General features: G+C 64.9%; 25 protein-coding genes. 13 read left to right on the top strand and 12 right to left on the bottom strand.

Going from position 1 to position 23,102, the window contains the following annotated elements:
• Positions 1-235 precede the first annotated feature (235 nt).
• From recA to ACT2BZ_RS22185, 5 genes are all read left to right on the top strand, one after another.
• Complete coding sequence (gene recA / locus ACT2BZ_RS22205; RefSeq protein ID WP_457937819.1) at positions 236-1,339, top strand: recombinase RecA; 1,104 nt, start codon at positions 236-238, stop codon at positions 1,337-1,339.
• A gap of 221 nt (positions 1,340-1,560) precedes the next feature.
• Positions 1,561-4,224, top strand: a complete 2,664-nt coding sequence (gene alaS, locus ACT2BZ_RS22200; RefSeq protein ID WP_457937818.1) for an alanine--tRNA ligase — start codon at positions 1,561-1,563, stop codon at positions 4,222-4,224.
• Positions 4,225-4,237: 13 nt separating this feature from the next.
• The gene (locus ACT2BZ_RS22195; protein ID WP_457937817.1) at positions 4,238-5,524 is read left to right on the top strand and encodes a cyclic nucleotide-gated ion channel; all 1,287 of its coding nucleotides are present in this window, start codon (positions 4,238-4,240) and stop codon (positions 5,522-5,524) included.
• Positions 5,525-5,553: 29 nt separating this feature from the next.
• Positions 5,554-6,153 (top strand): Stf0 family sulfotransferase, encoded by a 600-nt coding sequence (locus ACT2BZ_RS22190; RefSeq protein ID WP_457937816.1) that lies wholly within the window; start codon positions 5,554-5,556, stop codon positions 6,151-6,153.
• Between the two features lie 4 nt (positions 6,154-6,157).
• A complete protein-coding gene (locus ACT2BZ_RS22185; RefSeq protein ID WP_457937814.1) occupies positions 6,158-6,340 on the top strand; it encodes a Stf0 family sulfotransferase in 183 nt (60 codons plus the stop codon).
• Between the two features lie 58 nt (positions 6,341-6,398).
• Here ACT2BZ_RS22185 and ACT2BZ_RS22180 read toward each other — a convergent pair whose 3' ends face one another.
• Positions 6,399-7,610 carry an NADP-dependent isocitrate dehydrogenase gene (locus ACT2BZ_RS22180; protein ID WP_457937813.1) on the bottom strand — a complete coding sequence of 404 codons (1,212 nt, stop codon included), beginning with the start codon at positions 7,608-7,610 and terminating at the stop codon, positions 6,399-6,401.
• Positions 7,611-7,813: 203 nt separating this feature from the next.
• On the opposite strand from ACT2BZ_RS22180, the gene ACT2BZ_RS22175 reads away from it, so the two are divergent.
• The 5 genes from ACT2BZ_RS22175 (at position 7,814) to ttcA (ending at position 11,604) form a co-directional block, all read left to right on the top strand.
• Positions 7,814-8,692: an RNA methyltransferase gene (locus ACT2BZ_RS22175; RefSeq protein ID WP_457937811.1), complete on the top strand. Its 879-nt coding sequence runs from the start codon at positions 7,814-7,816 to the stop codon at positions 8,690-8,692.
• Complete coding sequence (gene murI, locus ACT2BZ_RS22170; RefSeq protein ID WP_457937809.1) at positions 8,685-9,473, top strand: glutamate racemase; 789 nt, start codon at positions 8,685-8,687, stop codon at positions 9,471-9,473. The genes ACT2BZ_RS22175 and murI overlap by 8 nt, the downstream gene beginning before the upstream one ends.
• A 75-nt stretch (positions 9,474-9,548) precedes the next feature.
• Positions 9,549-9,737: a DUF3008 family protein gene (locus ACT2BZ_RS22165; RefSeq protein WP_457937807.1), complete on the top strand. Its 189-nt coding sequence runs from the start codon at positions 9,549-9,551 to the stop codon at positions 9,735-9,737.
• Between the two features lie 252 nt (positions 9,738-9,989).
• The gene (gene rpsD, locus ACT2BZ_RS22160) at positions 9,990-10,607 is read left to right on the top strand and encodes a 30S ribosomal protein S4 (protein WP_457937806.1); all 618 of its coding nucleotides are present in this window, start codon (positions 9,990-9,992) and stop codon (positions 10,605-10,607) included.
• A 103-nt stretch (positions 10,608-10,710) separates the two neighbouring features.
• Complete coding sequence (gene ttcA, locus ACT2BZ_RS22155; RefSeq protein WP_457937805.1) at positions 10,711-11,604, top strand: tRNA 2-thiocytidine(32) synthetase TtcA; 894 nt, start codon at positions 10,711-10,713, stop codon at positions 11,602-11,604.
• On the opposite strand, the gene ACT2BZ_RS22150 is transcribed toward ttcA, so the two are convergent.
• The 8 genes from ACT2BZ_RS22150 to purC form a co-directional block, all read right to left on the bottom strand.
• Positions 11,601-12,860: a multidrug effflux MFS transporter gene (locus ACT2BZ_RS22150; RefSeq protein ID WP_457937804.1), complete on the bottom strand. Its 1,260-nt coding sequence runs from the start codon at positions 12,858-12,860 to the stop codon at positions 11,601-11,603. The genes ttcA and ACT2BZ_RS22150 overlap by 4 nt on opposite strands.
• Positions 12,861-12,959: 99 nt before the next feature.
• Entirely contained in the window at positions 12,960-13,295 is a 336-nt protein-coding gene (gene grxD / locus ACT2BZ_RS22145) for a Grx4 family monothiol glutaredoxin (protein ID WP_457937803.1), read from the bottom strand.
• 338 nt (positions 13,296-13,633) lie between these two features.
• Positions 13,634-13,867: a BolA/IbaG family iron-sulfur metabolism protein gene (locus ACT2BZ_RS22140; protein WP_457937802.1), complete on the bottom strand. Its 234-nt coding sequence runs from the start codon at positions 13,865-13,867 to the stop codon at positions 13,634-13,636.
• Between the two features lie 15 nt (positions 13,868-13,882).
• A complete protein-coding gene (purL, locus tag ACT2BZ_RS22135) occupies positions 13,883-16,102 on the bottom strand; it encodes a phosphoribosylformylglycinamidine synthase subunit PurL (RefSeq protein ID WP_457937801.1) in 2,220 nt (739 codons plus the stop codon).
• A 139-nt stretch (positions 16,103-16,241) separates the two neighbouring features.
• Positions 16,242-16,652: a hypothetical protein gene (locus ACT2BZ_RS22130; protein WP_457937800.1), complete on the bottom strand. Its 411-nt coding sequence runs from the start codon at positions 16,650-16,652 to the stop codon at positions 16,242-16,244.
• 69 nt (positions 16,653-16,721) lie between these two features.
• A complete protein-coding gene (gene purQ / locus ACT2BZ_RS22125) occupies positions 16,722-17,408 on the bottom strand; it encodes a phosphoribosylformylglycinamidine synthase subunit PurQ (protein ID WP_457937799.1) in 687 nt (228 codons plus the stop codon).
• Position 17,409: 1 nt separating this feature from the next.
• Complete coding sequence (gene purS, locus ACT2BZ_RS22120) at positions 17,410-17,652, bottom strand: phosphoribosylformylglycinamidine synthase subunit PurS (RefSeq protein ID WP_457937798.1); 243 nt, start codon at positions 17,650-17,652, stop codon at positions 17,410-17,412.
• 33 nt (positions 17,653-17,685) lie between these two features.
• Positions 17,686-18,480, bottom strand: coding sequence for a phosphoribosylaminoimidazolesuccinocarboxamide synthase (gene purC / locus ACT2BZ_RS22115; protein ID WP_457937797.1), 795 nt, complete (start codon positions 18,478-18,480; stop codon positions 17,686-17,688).
• 265 nt (positions 18,481-18,745) lie between these two features.
• Between purC and ACT2BZ_RS22110 the strand changes: the two genes are divergently transcribed.
• Complete coding sequence (locus ACT2BZ_RS22110; protein WP_457937795.1) at positions 18,746-19,066, top strand: DUF1476 domain-containing protein; 321 nt, start codon at positions 18,746-18,748, stop codon at positions 19,064-19,066.
• Positions 19,067-19,173: 107 nt separating this feature from the next.
• Positions 19,174-19,944 (top strand): HpcH/HpaI aldolase family protein, encoded by a 771-nt coding sequence (locus ACT2BZ_RS22105; protein ID WP_457937794.1) that lies wholly within the window; start codon positions 19,174-19,176, stop codon positions 19,942-19,944.
• Here ACT2BZ_RS22105 and ACT2BZ_RS22100 read toward each other — a convergent pair whose 3' ends face one another.
• Positions 19,945-20,499, bottom strand: coding sequence for an RBBP9/YdeN family alpha/beta hydrolase (locus ACT2BZ_RS22100; protein WP_457937792.1), 555 nt, complete (start codon positions 20,497-20,499; stop codon positions 19,945-19,947).
• A gap of 159 nt (positions 20,500-20,658) precedes the next feature.
• Between ACT2BZ_RS22100 and ACT2BZ_RS22095 the strand changes: the two genes are divergently transcribed.
• On the top strand, positions 20,659-21,474 hold the full coding sequence (locus ACT2BZ_RS22095) for a VOC family protein (RefSeq protein ID WP_457937791.1): 816 nt from the start codon (positions 20,659-20,661) through the stop codon (positions 21,472-21,474).
• Between the two features lie 15 nt (positions 21,475-21,489).
• Here the strand turns inward: ACT2BZ_RS22095 and ACT2BZ_RS22090 are convergent, their stop codons facing one another.
• Both ACT2BZ_RS22090 and purB read right to left on the bottom strand, forming a co-directional pair.
• A complete protein-coding gene (locus ACT2BZ_RS22090) occupies positions 21,490-21,678 on the bottom strand; it encodes a hypothetical protein (protein ID WP_457937789.1) in 189 nt (62 codons plus the stop codon).
• A 59-nt stretch (positions 21,679-21,737) separates the two neighbouring features.
• Positions 21,738-23,045, bottom strand: a complete 1,308-nt coding sequence (purB, locus tag ACT2BZ_RS22085) for an adenylosuccinate lyase (RefSeq protein ID WP_457937787.1) — start codon at positions 23,043-23,045, stop codon at positions 21,738-21,740.
• Positions 23,046-23,102: the final 57 nt, after the last annotated feature.

Here is a 23,102-nt window from a genome sequence, read left to right as displayed (position 1 = left end):
CTGCCTGGGCCGAATCATCGCCCGGATATGCAGCGCGGGCCGGCTCGCCGGGGCGGCGTCTTCAGGCCCGGCGGCGCGCATCATGGCCTCATTGGCTGGAATAAAAATAGAACAAAATCGATATAATCTGGTTTTTCAAGGGCTTGCATCCCCTTGCAAAATTGGAACAAAACAGGTACACAATTACGAGGACAGCGGACGTTCCAGCCTTCATTGGCGACCAAGGGGTGATATCATGGCTCAGAATTCATTGCGGCTCGTAGAGGATAAATCGGTGGACAAGACTAAGGCCCTGGATGCTGCGCTTTCGCAGATCGAACGCGCATTCGGCAAGGGATCGATCATGCGCCTCGGCGCCAACGAGAAGATCGTCGAGATCGAGACGGTGCCGACCGGCTCTCTCGGCCTCGATATCGCGCTCGGCGTCGGTGGGCTGCCACGCGGCCGCATCGTCGAGATCTACGGACCGGAAAGCTCGGGCAAGACGACGCTGGCGCTGCACACGGTGGCCGAAGCCCAGAAGAAGGGCGGCATCTGCGCCTTCGTCGACGCCGAGCATGCGCTTGACCCGGTCTATGCGCGCAAGCTGGGCGTCGATCTGGAAAACCTCCTGATCTCGCAGCCGGATACCGGCGAGCAGGCGCTGGAAATCTGCGACACGCTGGTGCGCTCGGGCGCCGTCGACGTGCTGGTGGTCGATTCGGTCGCCGCACTCACGCCGCGCGCCGAGATCGAGGGCGAGATGGGCGATTCGCTGCCCGGCCTGCAGGCCCGCCTGATGAGCCAGGCGCTGCGCAAGCTGACCGCCTCCATCTCGCGCTCCAACACCATGGTCATCTTCATCAACCAGATCCGCATGAAGATCGGCGTCATGTTCGGCTCGCCCGAAACCACGACCGGCGGCAACGCGCTGAAGTTCTACGCCTCGGTGCGGCTCGACATCCGCCGCATCGGCTCGGTCAAGGACCGCGACGAGGTGGTCGGCAACCAGACCCGCGTCAAGGTGGTCAAGAACAAGCTTGCACCGCCCTTCAAGCAGGTCGAGTTCGACATCATGTATGGCGAGGGCGTGTCGAAGACCGGCGAACTGGTCGACCTCGGCGTCAAGGCCGGCGTGGTCGAGAAGTCGGGCGCCTGGTTCTCCTACAATTCGCAGCGCCTCGGCCAGGGTCGCGAGAACGCCAAGCTGTTTCTGCGCGATAATCCCGACACCGCCAACGAGATCGAACTAGCGTTGCGGCAGAATGCCGGGCTGATTGCCGAGAAGTTCCTCGAGGAAGGCTCGCGCGACGATTTCGAGGACGACGCCGACAGCGATGGCGAAGCCGGCGCAATGTAGCCGACAGCGCAGATTTTTACCGCGTTTGGAGACCGCCGGCCGCTTGGCCGGCGGTCTTGCTTTTGGCGCTGCCGGCCGGCCCGCGCCATGTGCCGCGGCCCGTCCGGTCCTTCCGGCACTCGACGCATGTCGAGTTTCTGGACAGGGTAGGGCGCGACAGCTAAAAGGCGCTGTCCAATTTCCCGCCGTTTACAGGCGGTTTTTCACCAGAAGGCTTCCGTATGAGTGGCGTAAACGAGATCCGGTCGGCATTCCTCGACTATTTCAGGAAGAATGGTCACGAGGCCGTGGCCTCGAGCCCGCTCGTGCCGCGCAACGACCCGACGCTGATGTTCACCAATGCGGGCATGGTGCAGTTCAAGAATGTCTTCACCGGACTCGAGCAGCGGCCCTATTCGCGCGCGGTCACCTCGCAGAAATGCGTGCGTGCCGGGGGCAAGCACAACGACCTCGACAATGTCGGCTACACGGCCCGGCACCACACATTCTTCGAGATGCTCGGCAACTTCTCCTTCGGCGACTATTTCAAGGAGAACGCCATCGAGCTGGCCTGGAACCTCCTGGTCAAGGAGTTCGGGCTGGCAGCCGACAAGCTGCTGGTCACCGTCTACCACACCGACGACGATGCCGCGGCGCTGTGGAAGAAGATCGCGGGCCTGCCCGACGAGAAGATCATCCGCATTGCCACCAGCGACAATTTCTGGGCGATGGGGGACACCGGTCCCTGCGGCCCGTGCTCGGAGATATTTTACGACCACGGCGACGAGATTCCCGGCGGCCCTCCCGGCAGCCCGGACGAGGACGGCGACCGCTTCATCGAGATCTGGAACCTCGTCTTCATGCAGTACGAGCAGGTGACGAAGGAGGAGCGCGTCGACCTTCCGCGTCCGTCCATCGACACCGGCATGGGGCTCGAGCGCATCGCCGCCGTTCTGCAGGGCGAACACGACAATTACGACATCGACCTCTTCAAGGCGCTGATCCGTGCCTCCGAGGATGCCACGGGGGTGCGCGCCGAGGGCAAGAACCGCGCAAGCCACCGCGTCATTGCCGACCATCTGCGCGCCTCGAGCTTCCTGATCGCCGATGGCGTGCTGCCGTCGAACGAGGGTCGCGGTTACGTGCTGCGCCGCATCATGCGCCGCGCCATGCGCCATGCCCAATTGCTCGGCGCCGCCGATCCGCTGATGTGGCGCCTGGTGCCTGCGCTGGTGCGCGAGATGGGCCAGGCCTATCCGGAACTGGTGCGCGGCGAGAGCCTGATCACCGAGACGCTGCAGCTCGAGGAGAAGCGATTCCGCAAGACGCTGGCGCGCGGGCTCGGCCTGCTGGAAGAAGCCACGGATGGGTTGGCCAGCGGCGACCGGCTCGATGGGGCGACCGCCTTCAAGCTCTATGACACGTTCGGCTTTCCGCTCGACCTGACTCAGGATGCACTGCGCCAGCGTGGCGTCTCGGTCGATCTCGACGGATTCAACGAGGCGATGGAGCGCCAGAAGGCCGAGGCACGTGCAGCCTGGGCGGGTTCCGGCGACGCGGCGACCGAAACCGTCTGGTTCTCCGTCAAGGAAAAGGCCGGCGCGACGGAATTCCTCGGCTACGGCACCGAGCAGGCCGAAGGCATCGTGCAGGCGCTGGTCAAGGACGGCGCCGTCGTCGACAGCGCGGGCGAGGGCGACGCGGTCGCGGTCATCGTCAACCAGACGCCCTTCTATGGCGAGTCCGGTGGCCAGATGGGCGACACCGGGACCATGTCGGGCGAAGGTTTCGTGATCGAGATCACCGATACGCAGAAGAAGGCGGATGGCCTCTTCGTCCATTCAGGAAAAATCCTGAAGGGCGCGGTCAAGACCGGCGTGCCGGTCGAACTGAAAGTCGATCATCGTCGCCGCACCCGGCTGCGCTCCAACCATTCGGCGACGCACCTGGTTCACGAGGCGTTGCGCGAGGTGCTCGGTCCGCATGTCGCGCAGAAGGGCTCGCTGGTCGCGCCCGAGCGGCTGCGTTTCGACTTTTCGCACCCGAAACCGATCTCGGACGCCGAACTCGAGCGGGTGGAGGCCATGGCCAATGCCATCGTCGTGCAGAACAGCCCCGTCTCGACCCGGCTGATGACGGTCGACGACGCCATCGCCGAGGGCGCCATGGCGCTGTTCGGCGAGAAATACGGCGACGAGGTACGCGTCGTGTCGATGGGCACGGGGCTCGAGGGCGACAAGGCAGGCAAGCCCTATTCGGTGGAGCTCTGCGGCGGCACGCATGTTTCGGCGACCGGTGACATCGGGCTGGTCCGGCTGGTGCACGAAGGCGCGGTGGCCGCAGGCGTGCGCCGCATCGAGGCGCTGACAGGCGAGGCGGCGCGCCAGTATCTCGACGAACAGGACCGCCGCCTGAAGAGCGCGGCGGCCGTGCTCAAGGTTGCGCCCGCCGATGTGCCGGGCCGCGTCGAGGCGCTGCTCGAAGAGCGCAAGAAGCTCGAACGCGAACTTTCCGAGACGCGCAAGAAGCTGGCGCTCGGCGGTACCGGCGACAGCGGCGGGTCCGCAAGCGAGACAGTCGCCGGCGTCGGCTTCCTCGGCAAGTCAGTGTCGGGTGTCGCGCCGAAGGACCTGAAGTCGCTGGCCGACGCCGGCAAGACCTCGCTCGGTTCGGGCGTGGTGGTCTTCGTCGGCGCCAGCGAGGACGGCAAGGCAAGCGTCGTGGTTGCGGTCACCGACGACCTGACCGGCCGCTTCAGCGCCGTCGAGCTGGTGCGCGTGGCGTCAGCCGCGCTCGGCGGGCAGGGTGGCGGCGGCAGGCCCGACATGGCCCAGGCCGGCGGCCCCGACGCGTCCAAGGCCGACGAGGCGATTGCCGCGGTGCGGTCGGCGATCAGCGAGAGCTGAACCGAGGCAAACCATGACAAGCGCCCCGCCGGAACGAGCAAAGCGGCGGCGTCGCGCCAGGCCGAAGTGGCTGCTGAAGCGGCTGGGTTCACGCCGGATGCGCCGGCAGGTCTACGACCTGCTCGACCAGGGCAGCGACCATCCAGTCGGGATGGTGCTCCAGCGCGTCATCATTGCGCTCATCGTCGTCAGCGTGGCCGGCTCCGTTCTGGTAACCGTGCCGGCGCTCGACGCACGATTCGACGGCCTCTTTGCCACCATCGAGTTCGCCGCGGTGGTGGCTTTCAGCGTCGAATATCTGGCGCGGCTGTGGGTGGCGGTAGAGCATCCGCCTTACCGCGAGATGGCGCCCTGGCGGGCGAGGCTCGCTTACGTCTTCTCGGCCGGGGCGCTCATCGATCTCGTGGCCATTGCGCCCTTCTACCTCGAACTCGCCGGGGTGATCGACCTGCCGGCGCTGCTGGTGCTGAGGCTCCTGCGCTTCCTCAAGCTCGCCCGCTATTCGCCGGGCATGCGGTCGCTGGCCGACGCCGTGCAGAGCGAGCGGACGGCACTGCTGTCCTGCCTGATGTTCCTGATAGGGCTGGCGCTGATCAGCGCCTCATTCATGCAATGGGCAGAGCATGAGGCGCAGCCCGACAAGTTCGGCACGGTGCCGGATGCGCTCTACTGGGCGATGATCACGCTTTCCACCGTCGGCTATGGCGACGTGGTGCCGATCACCACGATGGGCAAGATGGTTGCTTCGCTGACGGCTGTATTCGGCATTGCCATGCTGGCACTGCCGGTCGGCATCCTGGCGACCTCCTTCGCGCAGGTTATCCAGCGCCGCGATTTCGTCGTCACCTGGAGCATGGTGGCGCGCGTTCCGCTGTTCAACGAGCTTCCGGCCGCCGACATTGCCGATATCATGCGCTACCTCAATTCGCTTTCGGCCGAAGCGGGTGAAGTCATCGTGCGCAAGGGCGACGCCGCACACAGCATGTACTTCATCGCCACCGGAGAAGTAGCGGTCGAGGTACCCGGACAGCCAGTGCGGCTCGGCGAGGGGCATTTCTTCGGCGAAATCGCGCTGCTGAAGCGATCGAAGCGCTCGGCTACGGTGCGCGCCGTATCGAAGACCAAGTTGCTGGTTCTCGACGCCGCTGACATGCAGGGCCTGATCGAGCGCAAGCCACATATCGGCGAGGTGATAGAACGGGTCGCGTTGCAGCGGCTAAGTTCGGAGGGGATCGGCAAGAACGGCGATCTGGCGTCGAAAGAACTTCGCCTCGATGAGGACCGCGACGACGGGGCCTAGCCGCACCGGCAGGAGGCGATGACAGGGCAATGACAGCGTTTCAGTCCTATGTGATCTGCACGTCGCCGCGCAGCGACAGCACGCTGCTGTGCACACTGCTTGCGGCAACGGGCGTTGCCGGCAGGCCTGCCTCCTACTTCTACGGCAGCTCCGTCGCCGACTGGCTGGAAGAGCTCGGCATCGTACCCGACGCTGGCAGCTCGGAGCGCGAGGTCCTTGACGCAGCATTCAGCGAGGCGATGCGCCAGGGGCGCTATGGCACGGGTCTGTTCGGGCTTCGCCAGCAGCAGCCCGGCCTGGACCTCCTCTGCGACAAGCTTGCTGTCGTCGAACCGGGGGAGATGCCGCACAGCGAGCGGTTCGCGCGCCGCTTCGGCACCACCCTTTTCATTCACCTGACGCGGCCGGACAAGCTGGCCCAGGCCGTCTCCTACCTGAAGGCGGAACAGTCCGGACTCTGGCACGTGGCGCCTGACGGCACGGAACTGGAGCGCCTGGCGCCGCATCGCGAACCTGCCTACGATTTCGACAGGCTAAGGGCCTGCGTCGAGACGATGACCGCCTATGACCGCAACTGGGAGGCGTGGTTCAGGCGCGAGGAGATCGACCCATTTCCGCATCTCCTATGACGAGTTGTCGGCCGATCCGGTCGGGACCCTGCTGCTTGTCCTGGAGAAACTGGGCCTCGATCGCGCGGCGGCCGATGGTATCGAACCCGGTGTCAGAAAGCTCGCCGACAGCACCAGCGCGGACTGGATGGCCCGTTTTCGCCAGGATTTGATCGCCCGCCAGGACCGCATCGATTCTGGCCGCTGATGGGCAAAAAAAGCCCCGGATCGCTCCGGGGCCTCTCTCATTGCGTTGGGACGGCCGCTCAGGCCATCGCCTTCTGCAGGTTCTCGTCGATCTTGTCGAGGAAACCGCTGGTCGACAGCCAGGGCTGGTCGGGGCCGATCAGCAGCGACAGGTCCTTGGTCATGTAGCCGGACTCGACGGTCTGGATGCAGACCTTCTCAAGCGTGTCGGCGAAGCGCTTGAGCGCGTCGTTGTTGTCGAGCTTGGCGCGGTGCGCGAGGCCGCGCGTCCAGGCAAAGATCGAGGCGATCGAGTTGGTCGAGGTTTCCTCGCCCTTCTGATGCTGGCGGTAGTGACGCGTCACCGTGCCGTGGGCGGCCTCGGCTTCCACCGTCTTGCCGTCCGGCGTCATCAGGACCGAGGTCATCAGGCCGAGCGAGCCAAAACCCTGAGCCACGGTGTCGGACTGGACGTCGCCGTCGTAGTTCTTGCAGGCCCAGACATAACCGCCCGACCACTTCAGGCTCGACGCCACCATGTCGTCGATCAGCCGGTGCTCGTACCAGATCTTCTTTTCCTTGAACTGCTCCTCGAACTCGGCCTCGAAGACCTCCTGGAAGAGATCCTTGAAGCGACCGTCATAGGCCTTGAGGATGGTGTTCTTGGTCGAGAGATAAACCGGGTAGCCGCGCAGCAGGCCGTAGTTCAGCGAGGCGCGGGCGAATTCGCGGATCGAATCGTCGAGGTTGTACATCGCCATGGCGACGCCCGACGAAGGCGCGTCGAAGACCTCGTGCTCGATGGTGGTGCCGTCCTCGCCGACGAACTTGACCGTCAGCTTGCCCTTGCCGGGGAACAGGAAGTCGGTGGCGCGGTACTGGTCGCCGAAGGCGTGGCGGCCGACGATGATCGGCTTGGTCCAGCCCGGCACAAGGCGCGGCACGTTCTTCATGATGATCGGCTCGCGGAAGATGGTGCCGCCGAGAATGTTGCGGATCGTGCCGTTGGGCGAGCGCCACATCTTCTTGAGGCCGAATTCCTCGACGCGGCCCTCGTCCGGCGTGATCGTGGCGCATTTGACGCCGACGCCGTATTTCTTGATGGCGTTCGCCGCATCGATCGTCACCTGGTCGTTGGTGGCGTCGCGGTGCTCGACCCCGAGGTCGTAATATTTGAGGTCGATATCAAGGTAGGGATGGATCAACTTGTCCTTGATGAACTGCCAGATGATGCGGGTCATCTCGTCGCCGTCGAGCTCGACGACCGGATTGTCCACCTTGATCTTTGCCATGCAATTGCCTCTTGTCGGGAATGGCGCGGTCGGTTCCGCTGCCGCGTGATTGGAAGTTCGAGCCCTATAGCAAAGCCCATGGAAGCGCGCAAACGCCGAGCGTCGGTTCTGTGCGGTCCTTGCAGTATCCGGCCGCGGCTTCTTCAATTTCGCGCCCAGTTGTGGCAGGGACGCGCAGTCCTGAGCGGGAGAGACTTCTGGAAATGAACGGCGACGACGACAGCACGGGAAGCGTGGGCAACGGGCCGGTGATCGTTCTCGTCGAGCCGCAGCTTGGCGAGAACATCGGCATGGTGGCGCGCGCCATGGCCAATTTCGGCCTTGCCGAGCTCAGGCTCGTCAATCCCCGTGACGGCTGGCCGAGCGAGAAGGCGCGTGCCGCGGCGAGCAAGGCCGACCACGTGATCGACGCGGTGCAGGTGTTCGAAGGGCTTGCGGAGGCGCTCGCCGATCTCAACTTCGTGGTCGCGACCACGGCGCGCCAGCGGGACGGCTTCAAGCGCGTCGCCAGTCCCGTCGAAGCGGGCAGGGTGCTGCGCTCGCGCTGCAGGTCAGGGCAAAGGACCGGCATCCTGTTCGGGCGGGAGCGCTTCGGCCTCTACAACGAGGAGGTCGCGCTCGCCGACGAGATCGTGACATTTCCGGTCAATCCGGAGTTCGCCTCGCTCAACATCGCCCAGGCGACCCTGCTGATGTCCTACGAGTGGATGAAGTCCGGGCTCGAGGCGGAGACCGACACCGCCTTCACCTCGCCCGAGGTCGTGCCCGCGCCGAAGGAGCACCTGCATGGCCTGCTCGACCACCTGGAGTCGGCGCTCGATGCGCGCGGCTATTTCAGGCCGGCCGCAAAGAAGCCCAAGATGCTCGACAATCTGCGCGCTGTGCTGACCCGGCCGGGCTTCGGCCTGGCCGAGATCAAGGTGCTGCGCGGCGTGATTTCTTCCCTCGACTACTTCTCGCCGCGAAAACCGCGCGGCGCCGGCTATCCGGACCGCAAGGCAGAGGCCGACGAAGCCCTTCATGGCGATGGCGACTACCGCCGCAAGCCGGCGGTACTGAAGGGCGAGGACGGCAATGACTGAGCGTCCGGTGCTCGTCTTCGATTCGGGCATTGGCGGGCTGACCGTGCTGCGCGAGGCGCGCGTCCTGATGCCGGGGCGGCATTTCGTCTATGTCGCGGACGATGCCGGCTTTCCCTATGGCGCATGGGAGGAAGCCGCCCTGCAGCAGCGGATCGTCGAGCTGTTCGACCGCCTGATCGAGGAACATGATCCCGAAATCGCGGTGATCGCCTGCAACACCGCCTCGACGCTTGTGCTTGACGCGTTGCGCGTCGCCTTTCCCGACACGCCGTTCGTCGGCACCGTGCCGGCGATCAAACCGGCCGCCGAACGGACGCGCTCGGGCCTCGTCTCGGTGCTCGCGACACCGGGCACGGTGAAACGGCAGTACACGCGCGACCTGATCACGCAATGGGCCTCGAAATGCCATGTCCGGCTGGTCGGCAGCGACAATCTTGCGGGCTTGGCCGAGATCTACATGCGCCAGGGCTTCGTCGACGAGGAAGCGGTTCGCGCGGAGATTGCCCCCTGTTTCGTAGAACGCGAGGGGAAGCGCACCGACATCGTGGTGCTCGCCTGCACGCACTATCCGTTCCTGGTCAACCGCATGCGCAAGACCGCGCCGTGGCCGGTCGACTGGCTCGATCCCGCCGAGGCGATCGCCCGGCGGGCGCTGTCGCTGCTTCCGGCCTCGCACGACTCGGAAATCGCCCAGTCCGCCGATCGGGCGGTCTTCACCTCCGGCGCGCCCGATTTTCCGACCCGCCGCCTGATGCAGGGTTTTGGTCTGCAGGTCGCCTGACCGGACCCTTTCTCCCGCCCGGAACCCGCCACGGGGTAGGGCGTTTTCCCGGACCAGGATAACGGGAGACGTTCCATGCCAGCAAAATCGAAGGCACAGCAAAAGGCCGCCGGCGCCGCCCTGTCGGCGAAGCGCGGCGAGACAAAGAAGTCCGAACTCAAGGGCGCATCGAAGGGAATGTACGAGTCGATGAGCGAAGACCAACTCGAAGAGTTCGCCGAGACGAAGCGAAAGGGCCTGCCGAACAAGAAATCCGGCGATTGAGGCATCCCCGGCGTCTCTGGCGTCGCCGGACGCTTCCACGTCAGAAGCGTTGACTTCTCACGGTTCTTCGCCTATTCACCCGCCAGCACCGGGCAGCAATGCCCGGTGTTTCATTTGACGTGTCCCGTGGATTTTTTCCGCAAAGCGTGCGTGGAAAATCCTGTCAGGCTTCGAAAACGGAGGCCAGAGGAGGGCGCGTTTCCTTCACCTGGAGCATGATGTTCCGGGTGTATCTTTTTGAAAGGGAATGCGATGAGCAAGCGCGAATCCGCAAAGTACAAGATCGACCGCCGTCTCGGCGAAAACATCTGGGGCCGTCCGAAGTCCCCGGTCAACAAGCGTGAATACGGTCCCGGCCAGCATGGCCAGCGCCGCAAGGGCAAGCTGTCCGACTTCGGTCTGCAGCTGCGCGCCAAGCAGAAGCTGAAGGGCCATTACGGCGACGTCTCCGAAAAGCAGTTCCGCAAGACGTATGAAGAGGCAAACCGCCGCAAGGGTGACACCTCCGAGAACCTGATCGGCCTGCTCGAGTCGCGCCTCGACGCGGTCGTCTACCGCGCCAAGTTCGTGCCGACCATTTTCGCGGCCCGCCAGTTCGTGAATCACGGCCATGTCAACGTGAACGGCCGCCGCACCAACATCGGCTCGTATCGCTGCAAGGCCGGCGACGTCATCGAGGTGCGCGAGAAGTCGAAGCAGCTCGTCGTCGTCCTCGAGGCCGTCCAGCTCGCCGAGCGCGACGTGCCGGACTACATCGAGGTCGATCACAACAAGATGGTCGCTACCTTCGCCCGCGTCCCGGCGCTTGCCGACGTACCGTTCGCGGTGCAGATGGAGCCGAACCTGGTCGTCGAGTTCTACTCGCGCTAACAGGCTTTCGCCTTCCGACGATATCGAGGCCGCCTTTCGGGGCGGCCTTTTCTTTGGTGGTCCGGTCCGCTAAGCCGGTCACGAACAAGCCGGAACCCGCGCCATGAACGTGATGCCAGAGCCGATCAGCGACGCCATCGACGAGGCTGGCCACGCTATGTTTCGCGATGTGCCCTCGTCGGTGTCGTTCAACAAGCTGCGCAAGCGGCTGGTGCGTCAGGCGCGCGAGGCGATCGAGCAGTACGGCATGGTCAGGCCGGGCGACCGCTGGCTGGTGGCGCTGTCGGGCGGCAAGGATTCCTACGGGCTTCTGGCCATCCTGCTCGACCTCAAATGGCGCGGCCTGCTGCCGGTCGAACTGCTGGCCTGCAACCTGGACCAGGGCCAGCCGAACTTCCCCAAGCACATCCTGCCGGCCTATCTCGAAAGCCATGGCGTTCCTCACCGCATCGAGTACCGCGACACCTATTCTGTGGTGACCGAGAAGCTCGCCGAGGGGAGCACCTATTGCTCGCTATGCTCACGGCTCAGGCGCGGCCACCTCTACCGCATCGCGCGGGAGGAGGGCTGTTCGTCGCTGGTGCTCGGCCACCACCGCGAAGATATCCTTGAGACCTTCTTCATGAACTTCTTCCATGGCGGCCGGCTGGCGGCGATGCCGCCGAAACTGCTCAACGACGAGGGCGATGTCTTCGTGCTGCGGCCGCTCAGCCTCTGTGCGGAAGCCGATCTCGAGAAATTCGCCGAAGCGATGCAGTTCCCGATCATTCCCTGCGATCTGTGCGGCAGCCAGGACGGCCTGCAGCGCAACGCCATGAAGGCGATGCTCTCGGACATCGAGGCGCGCATGCCCGGCCGCAAGGAGACGATGATCCGCGCGCTGGCCAATGTGCGCCCGTCGCATCTGCTCGACACGAAGCTGTTCGATTTTCCGGGGCTTGCCGGCACAGCCGGCCTGCCGGGCGCCGGTGCGCCGTCCGACAGCGACGGCCGCTAGGCGGCCTGTTTCGCCGGCGGTGCGTGGTGGGCCTGGAACAGCTTGCCCCTCTCGGCAATCAGCACGAAGACCAGCGCGGCGATCCCGACGCCGCAGAAGCCGGCGGCCAGCGGGGTCGTGGTGCCGTCGAATGCCTGGCCGATCACCGCACCGATGACGCCGCCGCCAAAGGTCTGGGTGAAGCCCTGTACCGATGAGGCGGTGCCTGCAATGTGGCCGAGCGGCTCCATGGCGATCGAATTGAAGTTGGAGCCGATCCAGCCGAACTGCAGCATGGCGATCGCAAACAGCGGCACGAAGACGTAGAGCGGCAGGGGGCCGAGCAGCGACAGCACGAACCACAAGGTGGTGACGCCGCAGAAGCCGAGCAGCGCGCCGTGCGAGAGCCGGCGCATGCCGAAGCGGCCGACCAGCCGCGCATTGGCGAAGGAGGAGACCGCCATCATGCCGGCGACGGCGGCGAAGATGACCGGGAACCACACGCCGAGGTCGTAGATGCCGACATAGATCTGCGGTGCGGAGTTGATGAAGCCGAAGAGCGAACCGAAGATCGCCGTCGTCGCCAGCATGTAGAGCAGCGAGACGCGGGTGGTCAGCACGATACGGAAGCCGTCGGCGATGACCTTCGGGGTGAAGGGGCGGCGGTATTCCGGGTGCAGCGTCTCGGGCAGGCGCACGGCCGTCCAGATGGTGAAGAGGAGCGCGATGCCGGCCATGGCGACGAAGATCATGTGCCATTCCGAAAACAGCATGATGACCTGGCCGATGCCGGGCGCGACCACGGGAATGATCATGAAGACCATGAAGACCAGCGACATGACCTCGGCCATCGCCCTGCCGCCAAACGTATCGCGCACGACCGAGACGGTGATGACGCGGGTTGCCGCTGCGCCCGCTCCCTGGATGACGCGCAGGATGAGCAGGGCCTCGAAGCTCGGCGCGAAGGCTGCGGCGAAGGCCGCCGCGACATAGACCGCGAGGCCGAACAGCAGGGGCGCGCGCCTGCCGAAGCGGTCCGAGATTGGGCCGAAGAACAGCTGGGCAATGCCGAAGCCGCCGACGTAGGCGCTGATGACATACTGCCGGTGGTTCTCGTTCTCGACGCCGAGGCTGGCGCCAATCTGCTGCAGGCCGGGCAGCATGATGTCGATGGCGAGCGCGTTGAGCGCCATGAGGGCGGCGGCAAGCGCGATGAACTCGAAGCGCGAAAGAGAGAGGCCGCTCGCGCGGCCTGTAGGGGAGGCCTGCTGGTCCATGTCGCGCTTCCAATCAAATGCGGACGCAAAAAGGAATGCGCCGGCAGCCGGCGCATTCGACAGATCGGCCCAGGATCGGGCCGCAGCGGTGTTCTGTCGTCAGGCCGAAGCTTTGACGCTGACGCCCTTCTCGGCGAGGAAGGTCTGCAACTCGCCGGCCTGGAACATCTCGCGGATGATGTCACACCCGCCAACGAACTCGCCCTTGACGTAGAGCTGGGGGATCGTCGGCCAGTTGGAGTATTCCTTGATGCCCTGGCGCAGTTCGTTCGAATCGAGAACGTTGACGCCCTTGTAGTCGGTGCCGACGTAGTCGAGGATCTGGACGACCTGACCCGAGAACCCGCACTGCGGGAAGCCGGGCGTGCCCTTCATGAACAGGACAACGTCGTTGCTCTTCAATTCGTTGTCGATGTACTCGCTGATTCCGCTCATTGAACGTCCTTTCATGCCCGTGGGAGGCAGGCTCGAAACATGACTCCCAAATAGACCTTGGGGCGACCCGAAACAAGTCGCCGCACGCAATTGTTAAGACTTGCGCCGCGTCTTTGAACGGGTTCGTGTCGTGCGCTTGCGGCTGGTCTGCCGCTTGGCAGGCTTTCTCGCGGGCTTTGCCGTCTTGCGCCGCGAGCGTGTCGTCTTGCGCCGGGACGTCGTCGAACGGGTCTTGCGGCGGCGGCTGCGTCGCTTGGTTCCGCCGAATTTCTTGAGGATCTCGTTCAGCGCGCTGTCAACGACGCTTTCGACAAGGTTCTCTAGAACGCCCGCGGCCACTATTGCGGCGCGCTCGTCTGCAGGGCCAGCGCATGCAGAACGCCGCCCATGTTGCCCTTCAGCGCTTCGTAGACCATCTGGTGCTGCTGCACGCGCGACTTGCCGCGAAAGCTCTCGGCTATGACTTCCGCCGCGTAGTGGTCGCCGTCGCCGGCGAGATCGCGAATCGTCACCTGGGCATCCGGAATGCCTTCCTTGATCAGCCGTTCGATCTCGTGAGCGTCCATTGCCATGCTGTTTTTCCTCGCTCAGCTGTCCATGAAGCGGGGGAACCAGCCTTCATGCGCAGCCTTCAAATCTGCAACCGGTATGCCACGCGCTCCGTGCAGTTTCAATTCAACGCCGCCGGTGCGGCCGATGCGCGGCGCCGAAATACCGGCCTGCGTGGCCTCGTCCATCAGCATGCGCAGTTCCTCGCCGTCGAGGTCGACCGTGACGATGTAACGGCCCTGGTCCTCACCGAACCAGACAGGAATCGGATCGGTCGGGAAAGGCAGGCTGACGTCGGCGCCAATGCCGGACGCCATCGCCATCTCGGCGAGCGCAACGGCGAGACCCCCGTCGGAGACGTCATGGACGGCGGTCGCGACCCCGTCGCGGATCAGGCCACGGACATAGTCGCCGACGCGCTTCTCATGGACGAGATCGACCGGCGGCGGCGGACCGTCGGCGCGGCCGTGGATGTCGCGCAGGTATATCGACTGGCCGAGGTGGCTGCCCCAGGCCTCGGGGGCGCCGAGGAGCAGGATTGACTGGCCTTCCGCGGCAAAGCCGATGCGCGTCATGGTCGCCCAGTCGGGAAGCAGGCCGACGCCGCCGATGGTGGGCGTCGGCAGGATGCCCTGGCCGTTGGTCTCGTTGTAGAGCGAGACGTTGCCCGAGACGATCGGGAACTCCAGCGCCGTGCAGGCTTCGCCGATGCCTTTGATCGCGGCGACCAGCTGGCCCATGATCTCGGGGCGCTCGGGATTGCCGAAATTGAGATTGTCGGTCGCGGCGAGCGGCTCGGCGCCAGTCGCGGTGATGTTGCGCCAGCATTCGGCCACCGCCTGCTTGCCGCCCTCGTAGGGATCGGCCTCGCAGTAGCGCGGCGTCACGTCGGAGGAGAAGGCGAGCGCCTTGGTCGGATGGCCGTCGACGCGCACCACGCCGGCATCGCCGCCCGGCAGCTGCAGCGAATTGCCCTGGATGAGCGTGTCGTACTGTTCCCAGACCCAGCGGCGCGACGAGAGGTCGGCACCGCCCAGCATCTTCAGCAGAGCAGCAGCGACGTCGGCCTGAGGCACGTCGTTGGCAGCAAGCGGCGCGGGCTTCTTCGGCTCGACCCAGGGGCGATCGTATTCCGGCGCCTTGTCGCCAAGATCCTTGATCGGCAGGTCGGCGACCTCGTCGCCCTGATGCATGATGCGGAAGCGAAGGTCGTCGGTTGTCTCGCCGACGATGGCGAAGTCGAGGCCCCATTTGGTGAAGATCGCCTCGGCCTCGGCCTCCTTTTCGGGGCGCAGCACCATCAGCATGCGCTCCTGGCTCTCCGAGAGCATCATTTCGTAGGCCGACATGCGTTCCTCGCGAACCGGCACCTTGTCGAGGTCGAGCAGGATGCCGAGGTCGCCCTTGGCGCCCATCTCGACGGCCGAACAGGTGAGGCCGGCCGCACCCATGTCCTGGATGGCGATGACGGCGCCAGACGCCATCAGTTCGAGGCAGGCTTCCAGCAGGCATTTCTCGGTGAAAGGATCGCCGACCTGCACGGTCGGACGCTTTTCCTCGATCTTGTCGTCGAACTCGGCCGAGGCCATGGTCGCGCCGCCGACGCCGTCGCGTCCGGTCTTGGCGCCGAGATAGACGACCGGCAGGCCGACGCCCTTGGCCTCCGACAGGAAGATTGCGTCGGTCCTGGCAATGCCGGCGGCAAAGGCGTTGACCAGGATGTTGCCGTTGTAGCGGGCGTCGAAATTGACTTCGCCGCCGACGGTCGGCACGCCGAATGAATTGCCGTAGCCGCCGACGCCCGACACCACGCCGGCTACGAGATGGCGCGTCTTGGGGTGGTCCGGCGCGCCGAAGCGCAGGGCGTTCATCGCCGCGACAGGGCGTGCGCCCATGGTGAAGACGTCGCGCAATATGCCGCCGACCCCGGTCGCCGCGCCCTGGTAGGGCTCGATGTAGGAGGGGTGGTTGTGGCTCTCCATCTTGAAGACCACGCAGTCGCCGTCGCCGATATCGACCACGCCGGCATTCTCGCCGGGGCCCTGGATGACGCGCGGCCCCTTGGTCGGCAGGGTGCGCAGCCACTTCTTCGACGACTTGTAGGAGCAGTGCTCGTTCCACATCGCCGAGAAGATGCCGAGTTCGGTGAAGCTCGGCTCGCGGCCGATGAGATCGAGTATGCGCTGGTACTCGTCCGGCTTCAGGCCGTGCGCGGCGATCATGTCGTCGGTGATCTTCACCTTGTTGGGAATGGTCATCTGTCCGTCCGGTCCGTTCGGCCTCGAGTGCCTCGTAAAACGTGAAATGCGCCGCGCCGCAAGCCTTGGGCGTCGTCTCGGCACAACAAATACGGCCTGGCTCGGCTGCAGGAGCCGGGCCTGCAGCACCAGCCTTCCGTCAGGCTGCGGCGCTGCAGCTGCCGTCGCCGGTCTGCCAGCGGCGCAGGTCCGAGCCGATGCGCGAGCCGAGCGTGTCGTCCATGAGCGGCCCGAATACCTCGACGCGGCTGGAATGGCCGCGCGCCTGCACCACCAGCAGCGGCTTACCACCGTAATTGTTCTTCGGCACCAGCAGGAAGCGCGGCGTGCCGCTGAAGGAATTCAGTTCGTTGGCCAGGCTGTAGCCCTTGAAGGCCGGGTCCTTGCTGGCAATCCAGCACTTGTGGGCGGCGATCGTCACCTGCTCCATGGCGCGCAGAGAGGCGCTTTTCCCAGAGCCGTGCGAGGCACCCGGCTTGTCATCCGACTGGCAGGCGGAGAGCCCGAAGGCGGCCAGCGCAAGCGCTACGAAAAGCCCGGTTTTGTTCATCTTGACGGTCGCCATTCGGGCAGGAGTTGGATTTTGGTATTGTCCGGCGACGCGGCCTTGGCGGATGCCTCAGGCATGCGCCGGCTGTGTGTACGGCAGACCGAGCGCACCGACAAAGAGGGCGCGGCCGTCGCTACCGCCATGCGCATCCTCGATAAGGTTTTCGGGGTGCGGCATCAGGCCGAGAACATTGCCCTTGGCGCTGACGATGCCGGCAATGTCGTTGATCGAACCGTTCGGATTGGTGCCTTCGGCATAGCGGAACACCACCTGACCTTCGCCTTCGAGGCGGGCGAGCGTGTCCGGATCGGCGAAATAGTTGCCGTCGTGATGGGCCACCGGCGTGCGGATGACCTGGCCCGGCTGGTACTGGCGGGTGAAACTCGTATTGGCGTTTTCGACGCGCAGCTTGACCTCGCGGCAGACGAATTTAAGCGACTGGTTGCGCATCAGCGCGCCGGGCAGCAGGCCGGTTTCGAGCAGGATCTGGAAGCCGTTGCAGACGCCCATGACCTGCACGCCCTTTGCAGCCTTCTCGGCGACCGCGCGCATCACCGGCATGCGCGCCGCGATGGCGCCGCAGCGCAGGTAGTCGCCATAGGAGAAGCCGCCCGGGATGACGATCAGGTCGACGTCGGGAATCTCGGTGTCGGTCTCCCAGACCGTGACCGGCGCCTTGCCGGAGATCTTGGTTAGTGCCGCGATCATGTCGCGGTCGCGGTTGAGGCCGGGAAGCAGTACGACGGCGGACTTCACGTCAGGCGATCTCCACCTGGTAGTTCTCGATGACGGTATTGGCGAGCAGCTTGTCGCACATCGCCTTGAGGTCGGCCTCGGCCTTGGCGCGGTCGCTCTCCGCCAGCTCGACGTCGAAGACCTTGCCCTGGCGAACCGAGCCGACACCGCCGAACTCCATGGCGGTCAGCGCGTGTTCGATGGCCTTGCCCTGGGGGTCGAGCACGCCGTTCTTGAGCGTTACGGTGATGCGGGCCTTGATCAACTCTGTCTTCCTTGCTGCGGTTTGGAGCAAGCCTCAGTGCGGCTTGCCCTTGACGCCGTCCGTCGACGCCACGAGCACGGGGCCCGAGGGGCGCACGGGCTCGTTCTCGTTCATAATGCCGAGGCGGCGGGCGACTTCCTGGTAGGCTTCGACGAGACCGCCCATGTCACGGCGGAAACGGTCCTTGTCGAGCTTGTCCTGGGTGGCGACGTCCCACAGACGGCAGGAGTCGGGCGAAATCTCGTCGGCGACCACGATGCGCATCATGTCGCCCTCGTAGAGGCGGCCGCATTCGATCTTGAAGTCGACGAGCTGGATGCCGACGCCCATGAACAGGCCGGAGAGGAAGTCGTTGACGCGGATGGCGAGCGCCATGACGTCGTCGATCTCCTGCGGGCTCGCCCAGCCGAAGGCCGTGATGTGCTCTTCCGACACCATCGGGTCGTCGAGCGCGTCTGCCTTGTAATAGAATTCGATGATCGAGCGCGGCAGCACTGTGCCTTCCTCGAGACCGAGCCGCTTCGACAGCGAGCCGGCGGCGACGTTGCGAACCACCACCTCGAGCGGGATGATCTCGACTTCCTTGATCAGCTGCTCGCGCATGTTGAGACGGCGGATGAAGTGGGTCGGGATGCCCATCCGGTTCAGATGGTTGAAGATGTGCTCGGAAATGCGGTTGTTGAGCACGCCCTTGCCGTCGACGATGTCATGCTTTTTCTTGTTGAAGGCGGTCGCATCGTCCTTGAAGAACTGGATCAGCGTGCCCGGTTCCGGCCCCTCATAGAGTATCTTGGCCTTGCCTTCATAAATGCGGCGGCGATTTTTCATTTGATTCTCTGGATTTTCTGGCGGGGCGGCAACCATATAGCCACCCGCGACACATATATGCGGTGACGATAGGTTTCAACGCCGGTGTCTATCCCAATCGCCGCCATTCCTCAATCGGCAATACCGACGATCAACCGGTTTCCTTGCGGAAATGCCGCAGCGCGCTAAGGTCGGGAGCGTATTGACCGCAGCGTCGGGTTTTGGTTTGTGCTGCTGAACCACCATATCCAGTCCGACACAGTCGTACCCACCCGGAGGACCACCGATGAGCAACATGAAAGACCGCGAGCAGGGATTTGAACGCAAGTTCGTCCTCGACGAGGAAACGCGGTTTAAGGCTGCGGCGCGCCGCAACAAGCTGCTCGGCATGTGGGCGGCCGAAAAGCTCGGCAAGTCGGGCGCCGATGCGGAAGCCTATGCGCGCGAAGTGGTCGCCTCCGACATGGTCGAGGCCGGTGACAATGACGTGCTGCGCAAGGTCAAGGGCGACCTCGACGCCGCCGGTGTCGGCCAGAGCGAGCAGGAGATCCGCAAGACGATGGACGAGCTGATGGTCGTCGCGGTCGAGCAGATCAACGCCGGCTGAGGCCGGCCAGCCCCAAGAAGTCCTGACCGCCCGGCCTCCGGGCGGTTTTTCTTTGCATTATCGTGTATTTTGCGGCCGATTATTGCGGCGACGAGGGGGAGGAAGACATGTCCTTGGTTTCTAGGCTGGCGGCTGGGGAGACGCTCTACACGGCGTGGTCGGGCATTCCCGACGCGCTCACTGTGGAGGTCGTGGCGGCCCAGGACTTTGACGCCGTGACGCTGGACATGCAGCACGGCGGACACAACGAGGACAGCGTGCTGCGCAGCCTGGCGCCGGTGCTGAGTGCCGGCAAGGCAGCGCTGGTGCGGGTTCCCGTCGGCCGCTTCGACATGGCGAGCCGCGCGCTCGATTTCGGCGCAGAGGCGGTCATCGCGCCGATGGTGAACTCGGTGGAGGATGCCAAGCGCTTTGCCGCCTCGATGAAGTATCCGCCGGTCGGCGAACGATCATGGGGACCTACCTACGGTTTTCCACGCCACGGAAAGTCCTCGCATGCCGAGTGGCTGAGGGACAGCAACGCCGACACCATTTCTTTTGCCATGGTCGAGACGCGCGCGGCGGTCGAGGCACTCGACGGCATCCTGGACACGCCGGGAATCGATGGCATTTTCCTCGGGCCGTCGGATTTTTCGATCGCCTGGAGCAGCGGCGAGACGGTCAACCCGTCGCTCGAGGACATGATGCACACGGTGGGCGAAGTCGCTGCGCGCGCCCGCAAGGCCGGCAAGTTCGCGGCGATCTACGTCGTAGACCCGGCAATCAGCGGCCGGTTCGTCTCGATGGGCTATCAGTTGCTCGCGCTCGGCTCCGAGCACGCCATCATCAAGCACGGCGCGGAGAGCCTGCTCAGGCAGGCGCGCGCCACGGTGAAGTGATCAGGCCTGCAGGCCTGAAATGAACTTGGCAAAGGCCATCGTGCCCTCGGGCCAAGGTCCGAAGCCCGAATCGGCGTTGATGTGCCCGGCCTCGCCGGCGTCGAGGTAGAGCGATCCCCACGCCGCGGCGATGTCCTCTGCAACGCCGCTCGGGCAATAGGGATCGTTGCGGCTGCCGATCGTCATCGACGGAAAGGGCAGAGGATCGCGCGGGTAGGGGCCGAAGGTCATCAGGTGACGCGGCCGGATCTCCGGATTGGCGACATCGGGCGGCGCCACCAGGAAGGCGCCGACGACCGGCCTGGTAAATTGTGGGATCGCCTGGATGAAGGTCGGTACGCCGAGCGAATGGGCAATCACGACGACCGGCTTCTCGGCCCGGTTGACCGCCTCGGCCATCGCCGCCGTCCAGTCCTCGCGCACGGGCTTCGACCACTCGGCCTGCTCGACGCGGCGCGCGGTCGAGAGCTTTTCCTGCCAGCGGGTCTGCCAGTGTTCGGGGCCGGAATTGGTGTAGCCCGGCACGATCAGTATATCTGCGTCTTTGACTTTCATGCCGCGCATTTAGCCATCGCACCTCCAAGGTTCAACCGGGGCCATGCGACCTTGTTCGCGCGAACGTTGAACACGGTGTTCGCCATTGGCGCACTTGTGCGCGCGGGCGCCAAGGGCGATCTATCCGGCGAAGCCGATGGAACAGCGCCGGAGCATGCCATGAGTGAACTGCCATTTGCCGCGACGACGCCGATCAGCGTCTCGCGCGTCGGTCTGAAGGCACGCGATGCCGAGGGGCTGGCGGCGTTCTACCGAACGGTGCTCGGGCTGGAGGAACTGTCGCGTGACGGCGGGACGATCCTGCTCGGCGCCCGCGAGCGGCCGCTGCTGGCGATCGAGGCGGACAGTGCGGCGAGGCCCGACGATCCCAAGGCGGCCGGCCTCTTCCACACCGCCTTCCTGCTGCCGTCGCGCGCCGATCTGGGCCGCTGGATCAATTTCGCCATCGCCAACCGGATCGGCATCGACGGCGCATCCGACCACCTGGTCAGCGAGGCGCTCTACCTCAGCGATCCCGAGGGCAACGGGATCGAGATCTATGCCGACCGTCCGCGCGCGGCCTGGAAGATGAACGGCAATCAGATCGCCATGGCGACCGAGAGGCTGAACATTCCCGACGTTGTCGGCACCGTGCCCGCCGGCGACGCAGGATGGCAGGGCGCTCCCGAAAACACGGTCATCGGCCATGTCCATCTGCGGGCCGGCAATCCGGCAGAGGCCGAAGCCTGGTGGAGCGATGCCTTCGGGCTGGATACGATGGCGAAGTACGGGCCGAGCGCGGTCTTCCTGAGCTCAGGCGGCTATCACCATCACATCGGTGCCAATTCCTGGAGCAGCGCGGGTGCTGGTCCCCGCGATCCCGCTCTCAGCGGGTTGAGCTGGGTGGAGATGCGTTCCTCCGCGGCGAATGCGGCGTCGGAACGCTCCGACCCTTGGGGCACGGTCATCAGGACCGTGCCGGGCAAGCCCGGCTAGTGAAGACCGACGGGGCTATTTTGCTTCGATAATCTTTTCCGGGGTGTCAGCCATGGCCTCCGTGCCGTTGCCGCCGAAGAATCCGTCGGTGAAGAGCAGCAGGCCGATCAGCACGGCCGCAACGAGAAAGCCGGACGCGAACCAGCCTACCCGGCTGCTTTGTTCCTCGACCGAAGTCTCTGGAATCATGTGATCTTCAGACATCGTCGCTACCCCGGAATGACATTCTGCGCCACAACGCCGGGATAGGCTTCGCAGTTCCGTCAGGCCTCGCCGAAGACGCGCCGGAAGATCGTGTCGACATGCTTGGTGTGATAGCCGAGGTCGAATTTTTCGCGGATCTCTGCCTCAGGCAGCGCCGCGGTGACCTCCGGGTCTGCAAGCAGTTCCTCAAGGAAATCGGCGCCCTGTTCCCAGACCTTCATGGCGTTGCGCTGGACCAGCCGGTAGGCGTCCTCCCGCGACACACCGGCCTGGGTCAGCGCCAGAAGCACGCGCTGCGAATGCACCAGGCCGCGGAACTTGCTCATGTTCTTCAGCATGTTGTCGGGATAGACGAGCAGCTTGTCGATGACGCCGGTCAGCCGCGCCAGCGCGAAGTCGAGCGTCACCGTGGCGTCCGGCCCGATCATTCGCTCGACCGAGGAATGCGAGATGTCGCGCTCGTGCCACAGCGCGACATTCTCCATCGCCGGCGTGGCGAAGGCGCGGACCATCCGGGCGAGCCCCGTCAGGTTCTCGGTCAGCACCGGGTTGCGCTTGTGCGGCATGGCCGACGAGCCCTTCTGGCCGGGCGAGAAATATTCCTCGACCTCCAGCACCTCGGTGCGCTGCAGGTGGCGAATCTCGGTGGCCAGCCGCTCGACGGATGAGGCGATGACGCCGAGCGTGGCGAAGAACATGGCATGCCGGTCGCGCGGGATAACCTGCGTGGAGACTGGCTCCGGCGTCAGCCCGAGCTTTTCGGCGACATGCTCCTCGACGAAGGGGTCGATGTTGGCGAAGGTGCCGACGGCACCCGAAATGGCGCAGGTGGCGACGTCCTTGCGCGCGGCGACCAGCCGTTCGCGAGCACGCGAAAATTCGGCATAGGCCAGCGCCATCTTGATGCCGAAAGTTGTCGGCTCGGCATGGATGCCGTGGCTGCGGCCGATGGTGACGGTGTCCTTGTGCTCGAACGCGCGCTTCTTCAGCGCGGCCAGCAGCGCGTCGATGTCGGCGAGCAGCAGGTCGCTGGCCCGCGCCAGCTGCACCGCGAGGCAGGTGTCGAGTACGTCCGACGAGGTCATGCCCTGGTGGATGAAGCGGGCGTCGGGTCCGACGAATTCGGCCAGGTGCGTCAGGAAGGCGATGACGTCGTGCTTGGTGACCCGCTCGATCTCGTCGATGCGCTCGACGTCGAAGGTGGCGGCGCCGCCTTTCTCCCAGATGGTCTTCGCGGCGTCCTTCGGGATCACGCCGAGTTCGGCCAGCGCGTCGCAGGCATGCGCCTCGATCTCGAACCAGATGCGGAAACGCGTTTCGGGCGACCAGATGGCGACCATTTCCGGGCGAGAATAGCGGGGGATCATGTTGAGCGGTTCCAGTCCGGCAATTGATGTCGCCGCTCCCTAACAGAGCCGGCGCAA

The organism is Mesorhizobium sp. 10J20-29 (assembly GCF_054130485.1).
The sequence above is the reverse complement of the archived record's forward strand: the minus strand, read 5'-3'. Positions and strand labels throughout refer to the sequence as shown.